The organism is Nonomuraea sp. NPDC003201, assembly GCF_053590415.1.
Window position 1 is genome coordinate 1 of the sequence record NZ_JBSFTC010000082.1, and the last position, 15,627, is coordinate 15,627.

Consider the following 15,627-nt stretch of genomic DNA (forward strand, 5'->3'; position numbering starts at 1 on the left):
CGGCGGCCGGAGCGGCCGAGGCCGGCGCCGAGGCCATGCCGTGCTCGCCGGCCCCGCTCGCGGGGACCAGCTTGAGCGTCGGGGCGGGGTGCTCCGCCTCGGTCCCGTCCGTCTTGGGCGCGTCCGACCAGTTCACCACCTCACCCCCCGAGTACGTCTGCTTCGTCGGGAACACCAGCGAGTCCGTGTCCTTGGGCAACTGCCCCATGGACACCTCGAACTCCTGGAACTCGCCCGGGTTGATCTTGCCGCCGGACCACACGATCTTGGTCACGGCCTCTTCGAGGTCGCCGTACTCGGTCTTGACCGGCTTGGGCAGCTTGCCCTGCGTGACCTTGACGTCCCAGCCCGGCAGGGGCTTGACCGACACGAAAGCCAGCGGATGGTCGACGGGGAAGGAGACCTCGATCTTGGTGGTCGAGGCGTCGTCGCGCTCGTTCGGCACCCGGAACGCGACCTTGGTGAATCCGCCCTGCTCGGCGGTGCCCGGCTGGATGCTGACGTGGGCCAGGGCCGGGATGGCGAGGCCGACGGTGAGGGCGGTGGCGGCGGCGAGCACGGTCGCCGCACGGCGTGCGAAGGACATGCGGGAACTCCACTTGGTGTACGGGGATGAACTAGGGGTGTCAGACGGTCAGGCGGGAAGTGGAGGACCACGCCTGGCCACGCTGTGCCGGAACTCCGGCTGGAGCGGGACGACCCTCGCCCGGACGATCGGCGCGGCGGGCCGCGCGAACGGCGGCACGGCGACCGCCGGGAGCAGCATGAGACGGCGGCCGACGAGGCGCAGCAGCGACCAGAGCACGGCCTCGCCGCGCGCCAGCCACAGGCCCGTGATCAGCGTGGCCGTCACGTGCGTGAGCAGCATGCCGGTGTTGACCGCCAGGCCGCCCTGGCCGTGTCCGTGCGCCGCGGCCCCCAGCTCGAACAGGCCGCGCACGGAGAAGTAGGCGGCGCCGTCGCCCGCGAACAGCTCGTGCAGCGCCAGCTGCGCCCCCACCAGCACGACGTTGATCGTCGCCGCGGAGCGCTCCTTGCCGCACAGTGCCAGCCCCAGCGCGGACACGCCCGCGAGCCCCAGCCCGGCGACCCACGGCGCGGGCGCCGAACCGCCGCCCAGCACGTGGGCGAAGGCGGCGAGAGCCACGCAGACGGCGGCGAAGGCGGCCGTCCGCGCGAGCCTGAGGGGAAGGTGCGCACGCATGGGTGTGCCCCATGCTCTCACGGGGCAGTGAGTCATGAGACCCGAAGTCCGAAGCCGCACAGTGGCTGGTCCAAAACGGGCATTTAGGGCTAGGGTCGTGCCGACCGCGTTGACATTGAGGTGAGAACGTTGCGGCACTTGGGTGGTTTCCTCATCGGGCTGGTGGTGACGGCAGCCGTGCTTGCGGGCGGCGGCTGGGCCGTCCAGCAGGCCGTCGGCAACGCCGCGGCGACACCACCGGACAACCAGAAGATGTGGATCGCGCTGGGCGCGATGGCCGCCGTCGGGCTGGTCGTCGGGCTGGTGGTGGCGGGCCGGGTCTCGCCCTTGGCGACGTTCGTGCCGTCGCTGGTCCTGCTGGCCTGGACGGTCGTGTACGCACTCGACGTGAACAGGGCGATCTCCCTCATCCCGAGCGCCCCGTCGGTCAACCAGATCATCCTGGACGCCGGTCTCGGCGCCAAGACCCTGCTCACGTCGGGCGTGTTCGCCCTGCTCGGCGTGGCGCTGTTCATCCCCGTGCTGATGCCGTCGCGCTGGTCACGCCAGTACGACGACGTCGACGAGGACTACGAGGCCACGCCGGAGGGCAGCTACTACTGAGTTGTCCCTACTGGGCCGTCCCCGTGTAGAGGCGGGTCACCACGTCCTCGATGCTCGACTGGCCGGGAGACGTGGCCATCAGGTCGTCGAGCGTGCCGTCGAACGCCAGCCGCCCGTGGTCGATCACCATGACCCGGCGGCACAGGCGCTCGATGTCGCCGAGGTCGTGCGTGGTCAGCAGCACGGTCGTGCCGCGCTCGGCGTTGACCCGCTGCAGGAACTCCCTGATGCCGGCCTTGCTGACCACGTCCAGCCCGATCGTCGGCTCGTCGAGCACCAGCACGTCGGGCGCGTGCAGCAGCGCCGCCGCGAGGTCGCCCCGCATGCGCTGCCCCAGGCTGAGCTGGCGCACCGGCGTGCGCATGAACTCGCCCAGGTCGAGCGTCCCGGTCAGCTCGTCGAGCCGCGACCTGAACGTGGCCCGGTCCACCCGGTACAGGTGGCGGATCAGCTCGAAGCTGTCGACGAGCGGCAGGTCCCACCACAGCGTGGTCCGCTGCCCGAACACCACCCCGATCCGCCGCGCCAGCGACGTGCGCCGGCGCGAGGGGTCGAGCCCGGCCACCCGGACCCGGCCGGACGTCGGCGTCAGGATGCCGCAGAGCATCTTGATGGTGGTGGACTTGCCGGCCCCGTTGGGCCCGAGGTAGCCGACGAACTCTCCCGCTGACACCGTGAACGACAGGTCGCTCACGGCGTGGACGACATTCCTCTTGATCTTGAACGAGCGTCCGGCCCTCTCAAGTTCGATCATCCTCAACTCCCCGTGGATCGGTAGTGCCTGATGCCCTGCCGCCAGGCCAGCCCGGCCAGCAGGGCGAGGACCAGCGCGGCGACCGGCGCGGAGAACCGCAGGAACTCCGGCGTGCCGAACGGGTCGTCCCTGCCCAGCACGTACAGGCCGGGCTGCCAGTTGACGAAGGCCAGCGGGAGCACGTACGTCACGCCCCTGACCAGGTCGCGGCCGTAGATGCTGAGCGGGTACTGGTTGAGCTGGGCGCTGCCGTAGGTGAAGGCGTTGGACACCTCGGGGGCGTCGGTCAGCACGAACTGGACCGCGCCGCCGAGCGTCCAGATCGCCCCGAAGATGATGATCCCGCTGACCAGCATGACGGGGATCATCCAGGCGCGCCGCCAGTCGAGGTCGAGCGCGGCGACGCCGTAGCCGAGCACGGCGCACGCCTGCAGGATCCGGCCCACCCTGGCGGGCACGAACCGGTCGGTGGCGAGCTGGATCCACGGGCTGACCGGCCTGATCAGGAACGTGTCGAGCGTGCCCGCCTTGATGTGCTGGCTGATCCGGTCGATGTTGCTGACGAACGTGTCGCAGATGGCGAACGACACGCCGGCGGCGCCGTACAGGAAGAGGACCTCGTCGCGGGAGAAGCCCGCGAGCGTGGTCGTGTTGGCGAAGACGATCAGGATCACGGCGACGTCCACCGCGGAGATGAGGACGCCGAACAGGGTCATCAGCGCGAACGACACCGGGTACGCCGCCGCGGCCCGGGTCCAGGTCCACAGCAGCAGGAAGTAGGTCCTAACCACCCTGGATCACCACCTTGCGGCGGACCGCCATGGTGGCGAGCGCGCCCAGCCCGAGCAGGATCGCCGCCCAGAGCGCCTGGAACGCGAGCGTCTCCAGGACCGGGGCCTTGCCCAGGTAGAGGTCGGTCGGGAGCTGGACCATGGCCGCCCAGGGCATCACCATGACCAGGTCGCCGAACCAGCCGGGGAACAGGTGCAGCGGCACGAGCATGCCGGAGAAGAACGTCGTCAGGAGCATCGAGACGACCGCGACGCCGCGGTCGTCGAGGAGCCAGCAGACCGACAGCGCCACCAGGTAGCGCCAGCCGAAGCCGACCACCACCGCGACGGCGAAGCCGGCCAGGAACGACAGCCACTGCCCCGGCCCGGCGGGGACCGTGATGCCGAACACCACCGCGCCGATCAGCATGGGCGGGATGCCGCGGACCAGGAACAGGTACGCGGCCCTGCCCAGGTCCTCGGCCAGCGTCCAGAGCTGGAGCGAGGCGGGCCGGACCAGGTCGAGCGCGATGTCGCCGCTGCGGATGCGCTCGGGGATGCCGAGCCCGCCCCCGAACAGCTGCAACGGGCCGATGAACGCCTGGGTGATGAAGCAGAACGTGACGGCGTCGATCACGTCGTAGCCGCCCAGCCCGGGGCGGGCCTGCCAGAGCGCGATGAGGATGTAGGCGCGAAGGATGCCGAAGACGCTGTTGGTGAAAGCGCCGGCGATCGCGCCCCAGACGTAGGTGGCGTGCTTGCGGAAGCCGTACCGGACGAGCCGGGCATATAGGGGTATGGTTTTGCACCTCCGGAGAGTGAGGACACGGTGACCAACCGTGTACGGACCCGCGCACGGGTCTGCCGATGGAAAGCATGGAATTATCCGTTGCGGGCCGTGGGCCCCGCAACGCAATTAATCGTTCAACGGTCGGCGAGACGGTAGACGAAGCGCAGGCCCGACCACGTGTCGTCGATCGCGGCCACCTTGTTGTCCACCAGGCCCATGGACAGGCCGTAGTCGCGGACGGGGTTCTCCGAGAGGTCCGTGGGCACCTTGCTCGCGCGTTTCGGCCAGCAGACCCACAGGCCGCCGCTCTTCGCCAGCAGGGCCAGGGCGGATGGGAACCCCCCGTGAAGGGCGGCCGAGTCGGGGCAGAAGACCAGTATGACGTCGTACGGCCCGCCGGCCGGGGTCCGATGCACCTCGGCGTCGGGCTCGCCCAGGTCGAGGCCGTCGGGGGCATCGATGGCGAGGACCTGGTGCCCAGGCTTGACGCCGAGCTTGCGCGGCAGCGGTGTGCCCGAGTATCCAGCCATGGAGGACAGCGTGTCACAGCGCCGAAATATCCAGGTAAGAGATGAGATACTTACTGGCCGGTAGAAGGATCTTCATTCGGGGAAGGAGATTCATCGGAGGGCCGATATGCAGATCGACCGGGACGTGCTCCCCGACTATCCCTTGAGCTGGCAAGCCCGCGCCCTGACCAGTCTGATGTGGGGCACCCTGAAGCCGGCGTCCACCGTGCTGATGCGCCATCCGCTGGCCCTGGCCTGGGCGGCCCGGCTCGGAGAACTCGGGGGCCTGGTGACCGTGCCCCAGCCCGAACACGTGGCGATCGTGCCCGCGGAGTTCTCGGCGTGCGGGGGCGAGTGGGTGCACGGCGGGCCGGGGCTCGACGACGGCAAGGCGGTGCTCTACTTCCACGGCGGCGGCTACTTCTCGTGCTCGCCGCGTACCCATCGGTCCATCACCTGGCGGCTGTCGGTGGCGGCCCGGCGGCCCGTGCTGGCGCTCGACTACCGGCAGGGGCCCGTGCACAAGCTGTCGGACTCGCTGACCGACGCGCTGGACGCGTACGACTGCCTGCTGCGGCGCGGCCACGCGCCCGGGGACGTCATCCTGGCGGGGGACTCCGCGGGGGGCCACCTCACGCTGGCGACGCTGCTGGCGCTGCGGGACCGGGAGCTGCCGATGCCGGGCGCGGCGATCTGCCTGTCGCCGTGGGCCGACCTGACCGACATCCCGCGGCACGCCAACCGCTGGCAGGACCCCATGCTCCCGGCCGGACGGGTGCGCTGGCTGGCCCGCCGGTGGACCTCGGGCCTCGACCCGAGCGACCCGCTGGTCTCCCCGGTGCTCGGGGACTTCACGGGGCTGCCGCCGCTCATGATCGTGACCGGTTCGACCGAGGTGCTGCGGGACGAGGCCAGACGGGTGGCCGAGCGGGCGCGCCAGGCAGGGGTGCCGGTACGGTACGAAGAGTGGAACCGGATGCCGCACGTCTTCCCGATCCTGGCGGACGTGCTGCCCGAGGCGCGGCTGGCCTTCCGGCACATGGCGTACTTCCTGCGAGCCGTGGCCGCCCGCCGGGCGTCCAGAGGCGACATCGCGGCGGCGTGAGTTTTCGGCACTGCCCTTTTCGAGGTTCCCGGCGTACGCTGACAGCTTGGAGAACGTGTAAGGTTAGGTATACCTAACCTGAAGTCAGGGGGCTGTGCATGACCGAGAAGCCCACGGATCACCATCGTGGCGTCGTCCTGCGGACCGAGTGGATCTCGCGGCACATGGTCCGCGTCGTGGTCGGGGGCGACGGGCTGGCCGACTTCGCCACCACCGGCCTGACGGACCACTACGTCAAGCTGGTCTTCCCCTACGAAGGGGTCGAATACCCCACTCCGTTCAGCGTGAAGACCTGCCGCGAGACGATGCCGCGCGAGCTCTGGCCGCGGCTGCGGACCTACACCGTACGCGCCTGGGACCCCGACAGCTGCGAGCTGACCCTCGACTTCGTGGTGCACGGCGACGAGGGCCTGGCCGGCCCGTGGGCAGCCCAGGCCGCTCCCGGGGACGTCGTGCTCATGCTCGGCCCCGGGGGCGGCTACGCGCCCGATCCCGAGGCCGACTGGCATCTCCTGATCGGCGACGAGAGCGCGCTGCCGGCCATCGGGGCCGCGCTGGAGGGCCTGCCGGAGGGCGCGCGGGCACACGTACTGGTCGAGGTGGACGCGCCCGAGGACGAGCAGAAGCTCGAGACGGCCGCCGACGCCCGTGTCACGTGGCTCTACCGGAGCGGCCGTCCCGTGGGCGAGAAGCTCGTGGCGGCGGTGCGGACGCTGGAGTTCCCCGAGGGAAACGTGCACGCGTTCGTGCACGGCGAGGCCGGCTTCGTCAAGGAGCTCCGCCGTCACCTGCGGGTCGAACGGGGCATCGGGCTGGACCGGCTGTCCATCTCCGGATACTGGCGCTCCGGGGCCGACGACGAGGCGTGGCGCGAGATGAAGCGCGACTGGAACCGTCAGGTCGAGGCCGAGGAGGAGTCGGCGATCGCCTCCTAGGCTCCCCAGGCACGCCAGGGCCGAAACACCACTTCAGACCACTGAACCCCAGCACTTACTGACCCCAGAGGAACGAACGCCTTACCTGCAATACCCCTTATGACAGACATGCGGAAAGCCTCCGCGGATCCGGCCACAGTGTGCTTTGCCGAGTCCCGGATCAGAGAGGCGAAACCCGTATGGCGCGTGGTGCTGGCGACATGCCTCCTGGCGTGCGGCCGCTTACGGTGGGCGACCCGGTCATCATCGGCCGATACCTGCTCCTCGGCCGCCTCGGCACGGGCGGGATGGGAGTGGTGTATCTGGCCGAACACCCTCGGGGTGGCCTGGTCGCGCTCAAGACGCCGCATGCGGTGCATCTCAACGATGCCACCTTACGCGCGCGCTTCGCCGAGGAAGTGACTTTCTCGCGAAGACTGGTGCCGTTCTGCACGGCGGCGGTCCTGGAGGACGGCGCCGACAAGGACCGCCCGTACCTGGTCACCGAGTACATCCCGGGTCCGGCGCTCTCCCAGGTCGTCGCGGCCAAGGGGCCGCTCACGCCCGATCTCGCGTACGGCGCGGCGCTCGGCGTGGCCGCCGCCCTGGTGGCGGTGCACGAGGCGGGGCTGGTGCACCGGGACCTCAAGCCCGGCAACGTGCTGCTGTCGACGCTAGGGCCGCGCGTCATCGACTTCGGCATCGCCCGCGACGTCGACACGCTGGCCGCGCACACGCAGGCCGGACAGGTCATGGGGAGCCCCGGATGGGTGGCTCCCGAGCGGCTGACGGGTGGCCCGGCGCTGCCCGCGTCGGACGTGTTCGCGTGGGGGTGCGTGGTGGCGTTCGCGGCCACGGGGCGCCACCCGTTCGGGAGCGGGGAGGCGGACGTGCTGACCCGGCGCATCCTGTTCGACCCGCCGCGCGTCGCGGGCGTGCCCGCCATGCTGCGGCCCGCCGTCGAGGCGGCGCTGGCCAAGGATCCCGCCGACCGGCCCACGTCCGCCGACCTGCTCCGGGCGCTGCTGGCCGCCGGGGGCGTCGGCGAGCCGTGGGACCTGCGGCAGTCGGTGGCCGGGGTGCTGGAGGAGATCTGGACGCCGGTGCCCTATCCGCCCGGCGGCGGGCGGGTACGTCTCGCCTCTTCGACCGGCGAGTCCGGGACGCCGGAGGGGGGTGTGGAGCGTTCCCGTGCGCGCAGGCGCCGGGCCAGGGCCGGGGCGCATCTGTCGCATGCCAGCTTCGCCGCCCTGGCCACGGTGTCCATCGCGGCCCTCACGGTGATCGCGGCGGGCGGCGACGGCACGAGCGTCGGGGGCGGCTCGCTGCTGCCGGGCGACCCGTCGATCGTGCGCTCTCACGGCAGCGCGGACTCGACCGTCCGCCCCTCGTCCACGCCCGCCGTGACCCTGCCGCCGACGAAGGCCGCCGCCCCGCTCACGCCGGCGAGCACGCCCACGACGTCCGTCCCGCGCACCCGTACCAAGGCGCCGTTGACGGTGCGCAGTCCCTCGCCCGGCGGGCAGGACACGTTCGGACCGGCCAACAGCAGTGGACCGGGCGGCGAGGACCCCGCCGACTGCGCGAGCCCGGCGCGCGGGCGCGGCAGCGCGGTCAGGAGGGACTGCCCGCAGCCGTCGCAGTCGATCAGCACGATCCCGCAGGACGGGCCCGGCGAGTCGCCGGACCCGTCCGTGTCTGTCCCGGAGACGCCGACGGCTACCGGATCTTAGACAGGTCGATCAGGTAGAGGTCGTCCCCGAGGGGGTAGCTGAGCATCCTGCCGGTCGAATCCATGGACGGCAGCATGATGGAGCTGCCCTCCCCGGGGATGCGCAGGTCGCCCGACTTGCCGGTGTCCAGGTCGTAGAGTCCCACGCCCTCCGGCTTCCCCGCGCCGTACGCCGAGACGTAGAAGCGGTCCTGGACCAGCTGGTACGTCGCGTGCACGGAGCCGGGCACCTTCTTCTGCGACGAGCCGTCCCGGTGCCGGAAGAAGGTCGTGCCTTCCGCGCTCCTGCCCAGGCAGATGGTCACGCCGCAGGCACGCAGTTGTTCGCCCGGCTGGGTGACGGCCGTCCGGGTCTCGCCGGTCTCCACGTTCTGGATCCGGGAGTACGGCATGCCGCGGGGCTCGCCTCCGCTCCCCGGCGCGCCGATCCACGGCCAGGCCAGCAGATGCATCCCGGCGCCACCCTGGACCGGCTCCACCGTCCCGCCCCCGAGGGGAACGGTGAAGACCCCACCGGTGTACAGCGAGAAAACGATCTTGTCGTTGACCACGGCCAGCTTGTCGATCCCGCTGCCGTCGTCGGCCGTGTCGAGACGCTGGTCGGCGACGATCTTCGGGGTGCCGCCGTCCAGCGGCACCGTCCAGAGGTGCGCGACGGAGTCCTTCGTTCCGCTCCACCAGGCCACCTGGCCGCCGCCCACGGCGAAGCCGTTGCTGAAGCCCACCGTGTCCTCGGAAGCCGGGACGTCGGCGATCTTGCGTGGCGTGCCGGAGTCGAGGTCGTAGGCGTAGATGGCGTTGATCGATCCGGATTCGCCTCCCTGGGCCTCCATGAGCAGCGTACGGTCGTCGACGAACGTCTGCGGTCGCCACGGCACCCCGTCGGGGGCCTTCGCCGAGACCTTCCGCACCGCCTCCGGCCAGACCTTCTCCACCTGTTCGGCCGGCGCCTCGGTGTCCCGCCCGCTGGCGGGGACGGCCGTGATGGTGTCGCCGCCGCGCAGCACGGTCGTGGCCCCGGCTCCGACCAGCACCACCGCCGCGGCGGCCAACGCGATCCGGGTGCGCTGCCTCCTGCGCCGGTGGATCCGCTCCAGCCGCTGGGGCAGCAGCGCGGGCAGTCCCGGTGCCTGCTCGGCGGCGTGGCCGAGCGTCCTGCGCAGGGTCTCCTCAACCTCGGTCATCGTACGTTCCCCCTGGTCATCGGCTCACTCGGGAGGGCCACGCGCAGCTTGTCCAGCGCGCGGGAGGCCTGGCTGCGTACCGTGCCGCGGGAGACCCCGAGCACGGTGGCGATCTCGGCGTCGTCGAGCTGCTCGTAGTAGCGCAGCACCAGCACCGCGCGCTGCTTGCGCGGCAGCCCCGCCAGCGCCTGCCACATCCTGAGCTCGTCCCCGCTGGGCAGCAGGTCGTGGTGCTCGCCTTCCGGCAGGTCCCAGGCGAGCAGCTCACGCCTGCGCAACCGCCAGGTGGCGATGTGCAGCCTGGCCATGGTGGTGCGCGCGTAACTCTCCGGGTTCTCCTTCAGCCGCAGCCGGGACCAGGCGCCGCGCAGCTTCAGCAGCGCCTCCTGGACCAGGTCGGCCGCGTCGTGCGGATTGCCGGCCAGCACATAGCCGTAGCGCAGCAGCGCGTCACCGCGTTCGGCGACGAACTCCGCGAAACGGGGATCACCTTCCAACAGTCCTCGCCCTTCGTCGTTCCTTCACCTCCGAGAGGAACAAGGTGCGAAAACTGTTGCACGCCGCGCCTGGGGTGACATGCGCGGCGGGGCTACGCTCGGAGGTGGATCAACTCTTCCGTGAAAGAGGATCATTATGAGTACGAGAGCGTTCCCGCTCACGCTGCGCGTCACGGTGAGCGGAGTGACGCCGGACGAGATCAGGGAGAAGGCCGTGGCCCGGGCGCTCAGCTTCTTCGGTCTCGACGCCGAGCTGGACGTCATCAGTGCCGAGGCCGAGCCCGACGCGGAGGCGGAGGGCCGCTACCGCGCCACCGTGCTCTTCCGGAAGGTCGCCTGACGAACCGGGGGGCTCGTGATCCGGCGGCGTGCGCGCGGCGAATATACGGTGATTTGCCAGTCGATGACAGGAGGCGTGCGATGACACGTTGGCGCCGGTTCGTGCTCACCCTGACCGTCGCGATGTTCACCGTGGTCGCGGCGGCGTCGGCCGCGGCCGCCGGCATCCAGGGCAGCGGCCTGAACTGATCACCGCTACGCGACACCGGAACGGCCGGTTCCGTCCTGGCCGTTCCGGCTCCCCGGCCTGACCTGCTGGGTCGCCTCCTTCAGCAGGTCCCGCGGCCGTTTCACCAGTTCAAGGTCGCCGTCGAAGGTCAGCCCCGCACCGTCGCCCCGCCCCCACAGCCACAACAGCACGTCCTGGGCCGCGCCCGAGATCGACGCCTCGGCCGTGGAATCGTCCCTGGAAACCTCGACGCCCGAGGCGGCCGGGCGGACGAGCCGGCGATCCGTTCCCACGGAGATCGACACCGCGCGTCCGTCCGCACCGGCGAGCCCGTCGCCGAAGTCCCCGTTGCTTGACGACCTGGAAGATGAACGGCGCGACCAGGCCAAGGAGAGCCAACGCCTCGGTGAGGACGAAGCCGAGGAGCCGGTATTACCGGAGTCCGCAGTCGGTGGGTGACGGGGACTTCGGCCCCGAACTAACGACTTGCGGCCCAGGGCATCAGCTCGGCGACGATGCTCTTGCTCCACGGCCGGACGAGAGAGCGCAGCTCCTCGCAGGGCTCGGCGCCGAGCGCGGTGTACGGTGCCATCCCCATCCGGTCCGTCGCCTCTTCGATCTCCTCACGCCATCCGCGCCCTTCCTCGGTGAGAGATCCCTCGAAGAGCCAGCCACGCTCCTCCAGCCCCTGTACGGCGGCAGCCCAGTCGGCCTCCGGCCACCCCCGCGTGCTTCGGAGCACCTCGGACGTCACAGCGCCGGTGGCCGCGTGGGTGACCAGGGCTTCGATGCCGCTCAGGCCGGCGGCCAGGAGGGCGGCGAGATGGCCGTCGCCGCGATACTCGCGCAGCAGGGTCTGAGCGTGCCAGAGCACCAGGTGGGGAGCCTCGGGCCAGGGCAGTGCCGCGTGCGCGGCGTACAGAGGCCGCCCGCTGAGCTCTCCCGCGACGGTCTCCGCCGCCCGGCGGGCCAGCGCCGCCGCCCGCGCCATCTCCGGGGAGTCCACGGCGTCGCCCAGCACGCGGCGCAGCGTGGCGTCGGCCGATGCGAGCCGGGCGGCCAGGATGTCGGACGGCGAGGCGATCTGCCAGGCGGCCGGGATCGCCTGCCGTACCAGATCGGGGTTGAAGTTGTAGAAGGTCGCGATCACCGTCGCGGCGGGCACCGGACCGAGAGCGGCGGCTCGGGAGGCGAAGTATCCCATCCGTCCGCTCAGCCCGAGCTTCTCGTAGGCGGCGCTCGCCTCGGGGGAGAAGTAGATCATGCCGTGCAACGGCTCCAGGGTGCGCCAGGTCCGGCGTTCCAGCGTCATGCCGGGAAAGATACCGACCAGTCAGTATGGGTGTCCACAACTCCTGGATCAGCGAAGCCACGCGTATAAGGCTCCTGTTACCGAGATGGCGCAGGCAAGGACGAACATGACCAGGGAAATCGGCGTGGTGAACGTGCGATGAGGATTGCGTCGCACGAGACGGAGCGAATCCATGTTCAGGGTCGCAGCCAGCCGATCCTGAATCTCCGCTATCGGCTGCAGGGCCAATCGCGCAAGACCGCGGCTGCGCCAGCCCGCGAGTGCCGCCGCGACGGAGACCAGAGCCGCTACGAGCCCGACAGCGCCGGCTACGGCGTCAAGCTTCGCCTGGAGAGCGGCGACGTAGGCGGCGGAATTCACCGCGGTCGATACGAGATAGAAGTTGAGGACCTGAAGTCCTTGGCTGATGCGGTACTCATACCAGCGTGTGGCATGTTCGAGGGCGGCCACCAGCGCCTCGTGATCATTTGACCCGGGTGGCGGCGGAATCGGGGCGACGCGGCGGCCGGGGATCCACTGAGTGATCGCGGTCCGGACAGAGGAGATCGTCTTGCCCACCAAACCCTCCGTTGAAGGTCAGCCCACTTCTCCAATGACAGCACACCACCTCATGAAAAGGGCTTTGCCGTGCGGCGTCGCATGAAAGTGGGCCGCGCCAGTGCTGGGGGAGACTGGCGCGGCCCGTTTCGCCGGGGAACCGCCGCATGCCCGGAGGGCGGTCCGGCGAGATCAGTGGGCGAACTGCTCCTCTTCCGTCGACCCCCGGAGCGCGGTCGTCGAGGAGTCAGGTGCCACGGCCGTGCTGATCAGGTCGAAGTAGCCGGTGCCGACCTCGCGCTGGTGCCTGGTCGCGGTGTAGCCGCGCGCCTCGGCGGCGAACTCGGCCTCCTGCAGCTCCACGTACGCCGTCATGCCGTCCGCGGCGTATCCCTGGGCCAGGTCGAACATGCCGTAGTTCAGCGAGTGGAACCCGGCGAGCGTGATGAACTGGAACTTGTACCCCATGTGTCCCAGCTCCCGCTGGAACTTGGCGATGGTGGAGTCGTCCAGGTGCTGCTTCCAGTTGAACGACGGTGAGCAGTTGTAGGCGAGCATCTTGTCCGGGTACGCCGCCTTGATGGCCTCGGCGAACTCGCGGGCCACGTCCAGGTCGGGCGTGCTGGTCTCCATCCAGAGCAGGTCCGAGTACGGCGCGTACGCCAGCCCGCGGGCGACGCACGCCCCCAGCCCGTTCCTGACCCGGTAGAAGCCCTCCGGGGTGCGCTCGCCGGTGGTGAACGCCTGGTCGCGCGGGTCCACGTCGCTGGTCAGGAGCGTCGCGGCCTGTGCGTCGGTCCGCGCGATGATCAGCGAGGGGACTCCGGCGACGTCCGCGGCGAGGCGGGCGGCGGTCAGGGTCTTGATGTGCTGGCCGGTCGGGATGAGCACCTTGCCGCCCAGGTGGCCGCACTTCTTCTCGGAGGCGAGCTGGTCCTCCCAGTGCACGCCCGCGGCGCCGGCCGCGATCATGCCCTTCATCAGCTCGAACGCGTTCAGCACCCCGCCGAACCCGGCCTCGGCGTCCGCCACGATCGGCGCGAGCCAGTGCGGGGCGTCGGTGTCGCCCTCCGACCAGGTGATCTGGTCGGCGCGCAGCAGCGCGTTGTTGAGGCGGCGCACGACCGCGGGCACGGAGTTGGCCGGGTACAGGCTCTGGTCCGGGTACGTCTGCCCGCCCAGGTTCGCGTCCGCGGCGACCTGCCAGCCGGACAGGTAGATCGCCTTCAGTCCCGCCTTCACCTGCTGGACGGCCTGGTTGCCGGTCAGCGCGCCGAGGGCGTTGACGTAGTCGTCGGTGTTCAGCAGGTCCCACAGCCGGCCGGCGCCGAGCCGGGCCAGCGTGTGCTCCTCCTGGACACTGCCGCGCAATCTGATCACGTCTTCGGCGCCGTACGTGCGCTCGACGCCCTCCCAGCGAGGGTCGTTGTCCCATTCGTCCTGCAGCTGCTCAGCAGCTCCCTTGAGGCGATCGATCATTGTTCACTCCCTTGTCGTCCCCTGGGGCTCACAGCCGAGTGTGTGCCCTGGGAGGGGCCGCCCATAGTCATGAGCCGAGAGAAGAACAGCGAAAGTTTCCATACCATGCATTACTGGCGGGTATTCAACAGTGAAGAAATCGATAGTTTTCCTGTTGGCCTAGACCAATCCGAGCGCCACGGCAGTCTGGCTCCGACCTGTTCAGGAGACTAGAAAATGGGCCGAATTTCTGTCTAAGATGCCGACATGGTGCCCTTGCTAGGCGAAGAACCGCTGTCTTTGACGCAGGAGCTTGACCTGATCGCGTTCGGCCAGCGCCTCCGGCACCTGCGCAAACAGCGCGGCCTCACCCTGTCCGACCTGGGCTCGCGCGTCGGCAGGGCGCCGAGCCAGCTGTCGCTGCTGGAGAACGGCAAGCGCGAGCCCAAGCTCTCGCTGCTCAAGGGGCTGGCCGCCGCGCTGGGAGTGCCCATCGAGGAGCTGCTGCGCCGCCAGCCGCCCAACCGCCGCGCCCAGCTGGAGATCGCTCTGGAGGAGGCGCAGCGCGACCCCATCTACGCCGGGCTCGGGCTGCCCCGGCTGAAGGTCTCCGCCCGCGTCCCGAACGACGTGCTCGAACACCTCCTCGGCCTGTACGGCGAGCTGCGCGCCCGGCAGGCCCGCGGCACCGCCACCCCGGAGGAGGCCAGGGCCGCCAACGCCGAGCTGCGGCGCAGGCAGCGCGAGGTCGGCAACTACTTCGGGGAGATCGAGGAGGCCGCCGCCAAGGCGCTGGCCGCGGTCGGCTACCGTACGGGCGCGCTGTCGCAGAGCATGATCCAGAGCCTGGTCACGCACTTCGGCTACACCGTGCACACCGCGCAGGACCTGCCGCGATCCGTACGTTCCATCACCGACCTCCGCAACCGCCGCATCTACGTCAAACACGAGCAGCTCGGCATGCACACCCCGCGCACGATCCTGCTCCAGACGCTCGGCCACCTCGCGCTCGGCCACGACAAGCCCCGCGACTTCGCCGACTTCCTGCGCCAGCGCACCGAGGCGAACTACTTCGCCGCCGCCGTCCTCGTCCCCGAGAAGGCCGCCGCGCTCTACCTCCAGGAGGCCAAGGCCGACCGGGCGCTGTCGGTGGAGGACCTGCGGGACGTGTTCGCGGTGTCGTACGAGATGGCCGCCCACCGCTTCACCAACCTCGCCACCCACCACCTGGGTCTCGTCTGCCACTTCGTGCGCAACGACGCCGGGGGCACCATCTACAAGGCGTACGAGAACGACGGCATCGTCTTCCCGGCCGACGAGCAGGGGGCCATCGAGGGGCAGCGGATGTGCCTGCAGTGGTCGGGGCGGCAGGTGTTCGCCTCGCCCGACCGGTTCTCGGTGTACTACCAGTATTCCGACTCGCCCACCGGGACCTATTTCTGCGTGGCGCACGTGGATCCGTCGCGGGAGCGGGACTTCGCCATCACGCTGGGGGTGCCGTACAAGGAGTCGCGCTGGTTCAGGGGCCGGGAGACCACCAGCCGCACCAAGTCCAACTGCCCCAACGGCGACTGCTGCCGCCGCCCGCCCGCCGAGCTGTCCGAGCGCTGGGAGGGCTACGCCTGGCCGTCCGCCCGCGCCAACTCCCACGTCCTGGCCGCGCTGCCGCCGGGGTCGTTCCCCGGGGTGGACGAGGCTGACGTGTACACGTTCCTGGAGCGTCACGCCGCCACCGCATAATCTGAAATGT

The 15,627-nt window shown here is 70.3% G+C and carries 18 protein-coding genes; 6 read left to right on the forward strand and 12 right to left on the reverse strand.

The annotated features are described in order from the left end of the window. A partial coding sequence (locus ACWDX9_RS26540; protein WP_449958394.1) for a YcnI family copper-binding membrane protein occupies positions 1 to 586 on the reverse strand: 586 nt, incomplete at its 3' end. 48 nt (positions 587 to 634) lie between these two features. Then, a complete protein-coding gene (locus ACWDX9_RS26545) occupies positions 635 to 1,204 on the reverse strand; it encodes an MFS transporter (RefSeq protein ID WP_449958397.1) in 570 nt (189 codons plus the stop codon). Between the two features lie 120 nt (positions 1,205 to 1,324). Here ACWDX9_RS26545 and ACWDX9_RS26550 point away from each other — a divergent pair, with 120 nt between their 5' ends. Next, positions 1,325 to 1,807: a hypothetical protein gene (locus tag ACWDX9_RS26550; RefSeq protein WP_449958400.1), complete on the forward strand. Its 483-nt coding sequence runs from the start codon at positions 1,325 to 1,327 to the stop codon at positions 1,805 to 1,807. A 7-nt stretch (positions 1,808 to 1,814) separates the two neighbouring features. On the opposite strand, the gene ACWDX9_RS26555 is transcribed toward ACWDX9_RS26550, so the two are convergent. The 4 genes from ACWDX9_RS26555 to ACWDX9_RS26570 all read right to left on the reverse strand — a co-directional run bounded on the left by ACWDX9_RS26555 (position 1,815) and on the right by ACWDX9_RS26570 (position 4,651). Then, on the reverse strand, positions 1,815 to 2,561 hold the full coding sequence (locus ACWDX9_RS26555; RefSeq protein ID WP_449958403.1) for an ABC transporter ATP-binding protein: 747 nt from the start codon (positions 2,559 to 2,561) through the stop codon (positions 1,815 to 1,817). A 2-nt stretch (positions 2,562 to 2,563) separates the two neighbouring features. Next, complete coding sequence (locus ACWDX9_RS26560; protein WP_449958406.1) at positions 2,564 to 3,352, reverse strand: ABC transporter permease; 789 nt, start codon at positions 3,350 to 3,352, stop codon at positions 2,564 to 2,566. Further along, positions 3,345 to 4,130 (reverse strand): ABC transporter permease, encoded by a 786-nt coding sequence (locus tag ACWDX9_RS26565; protein WP_449958486.1) that lies wholly within the window; start codon positions 4,128 to 4,130, stop codon positions 3,345 to 3,347. Before ACWDX9_RS26565 ends, ACWDX9_RS26560 begins: the two co-directional genes overlap by 8 nt. Before the next feature lie 125 nt (positions 4,131 to 4,255). After that, positions 4,256 to 4,651, reverse strand: coding sequence for a hypothetical protein (locus tag ACWDX9_RS26570; protein WP_449958409.1), 396 nt, complete (start codon positions 4,649 to 4,651; stop codon positions 4,256 to 4,258). Positions 4,652 to 4,757: 106 nt separating this feature from the next. On the opposite strand from ACWDX9_RS26570, the gene ACWDX9_RS26575 reads away from it, so the two are divergent. The 3 genes from ACWDX9_RS26575 (at position 4,758) to ACWDX9_RS26585 (ending at position 8,382) form a co-directional block, all read left to right on the forward strand. After that, complete coding sequence (locus ACWDX9_RS26575; protein WP_449958412.1) at positions 4,758 to 5,735, forward strand: alpha/beta hydrolase; 978 nt, start codon at positions 4,758 to 4,760, stop codon at positions 5,733 to 5,735. Positions 5,736 to 5,833: 98 nt separating this feature from the next. After that, a complete protein-coding gene (locus tag ACWDX9_RS26580) occupies positions 5,834 to 6,670 on the forward strand; it encodes a siderophore-interacting protein (protein ID WP_449958415.1) in 837 nt (278 codons plus the stop codon). Positions 6,671 to 6,882: 212 nt separating this feature from the next. Further along, complete coding sequence (locus ACWDX9_RS26585) at positions 6,883 to 8,382, forward strand: protein kinase domain-containing protein (RefSeq protein WP_449958417.1); 1,500 nt, start codon at positions 6,883 to 6,885, stop codon at positions 8,380 to 8,382. On the opposite strand, the gene ACWDX9_RS26590 is transcribed toward ACWDX9_RS26585, so the two are convergent. Continuing rightward, on the reverse strand, positions 8,369 to 9,565 hold the full coding sequence (locus tag ACWDX9_RS26590; RefSeq protein ID WP_449958420.1) for a TolB family protein: 1,197 nt from the start codon (positions 9,563 to 9,565) through the stop codon (positions 8,369 to 8,371). The genes ACWDX9_RS26585 and ACWDX9_RS26590 overlap by 14 nt on opposite strands. Then, on the reverse strand, positions 9,562 to 10,062 hold the full coding sequence (locus tag ACWDX9_RS26595) for a SigE family RNA polymerase sigma factor (protein ID WP_449958424.1): 501 nt from the start codon (positions 10,060 to 10,062) through the stop codon (positions 9,562 to 9,564). The genes ACWDX9_RS26590 and ACWDX9_RS26595 overlap by 4 nt, the downstream gene beginning before the upstream one ends. 136 nt (positions 10,063 to 10,198) lie before the next feature. Between ACWDX9_RS26595 and ACWDX9_RS26600 the strand changes: the two genes are divergently transcribed. Further along, positions 10,199 to 10,402 (forward strand): hypothetical protein, encoded by a 204-nt coding sequence (locus tag ACWDX9_RS26600; protein ID WP_449958427.1) that lies wholly within the window; start codon positions 10,199 to 10,201, stop codon positions 10,400 to 10,402. Positions 10,403 to 10,596: 194 nt separating this feature from the next. Here the strand turns inward: ACWDX9_RS26600 and ACWDX9_RS26605 are convergent, their stop codons facing one another. The 4 genes from ACWDX9_RS26605 to aceA all read right to left on the reverse strand — a co-directional run bounded on the left by ACWDX9_RS26605 (position 10,597) and on the right by aceA (position 13,898). Next, positions 10,597 to 11,100 (reverse strand): hypothetical protein, encoded by a 504-nt coding sequence (locus ACWDX9_RS26605; protein ID WP_449958430.1) that lies wholly within the window; start codon positions 11,098 to 11,100, stop codon positions 10,597 to 10,599. Beyond that, a complete protein-coding gene (locus ACWDX9_RS26610) occupies positions 11,049 to 11,882 on the reverse strand; it encodes an SCO6745 family protein (RefSeq protein ID WP_449958433.1) in 834 nt (277 codons plus the stop codon). Before ACWDX9_RS26610 ends, ACWDX9_RS26605 begins: the two co-directional genes overlap by 52 nt. Positions 11,883 to 11,930: 48 nt before the next feature. After that, positions 11,931 to 12,440, reverse strand: a complete 510-nt coding sequence (locus tag ACWDX9_RS26615; RefSeq protein WP_449958434.1) for a hypothetical protein — start codon at positions 12,438 to 12,440, stop codon at positions 11,931 to 11,933. Positions 12,441 to 12,611: 171 nt separating this feature from the next. Next, on the reverse strand, positions 12,612 to 13,898 hold the full coding sequence (gene aceA / locus ACWDX9_RS26620; RefSeq protein ID WP_449958436.1) for an isocitrate lyase: 1,287 nt from the start codon (positions 13,896 to 13,898) through the stop codon (positions 12,612 to 12,614). A gap of 279 nt (positions 13,899 to 14,177) precedes the next feature. Here aceA and ACWDX9_RS26625 point away from each other — a divergent pair, with 279 nt between their 5' ends. Then, positions 14,178 to 15,617 (forward strand): helix-turn-helix transcriptional regulator, encoded by a 1,440-nt coding sequence (locus ACWDX9_RS26625; RefSeq protein ID WP_185073509.1) that lies wholly within the window; start codon positions 14,178 to 14,180, stop codon positions 15,615 to 15,617. Positions 15,618 to 15,627 lie beyond the last annotated feature (10 nt).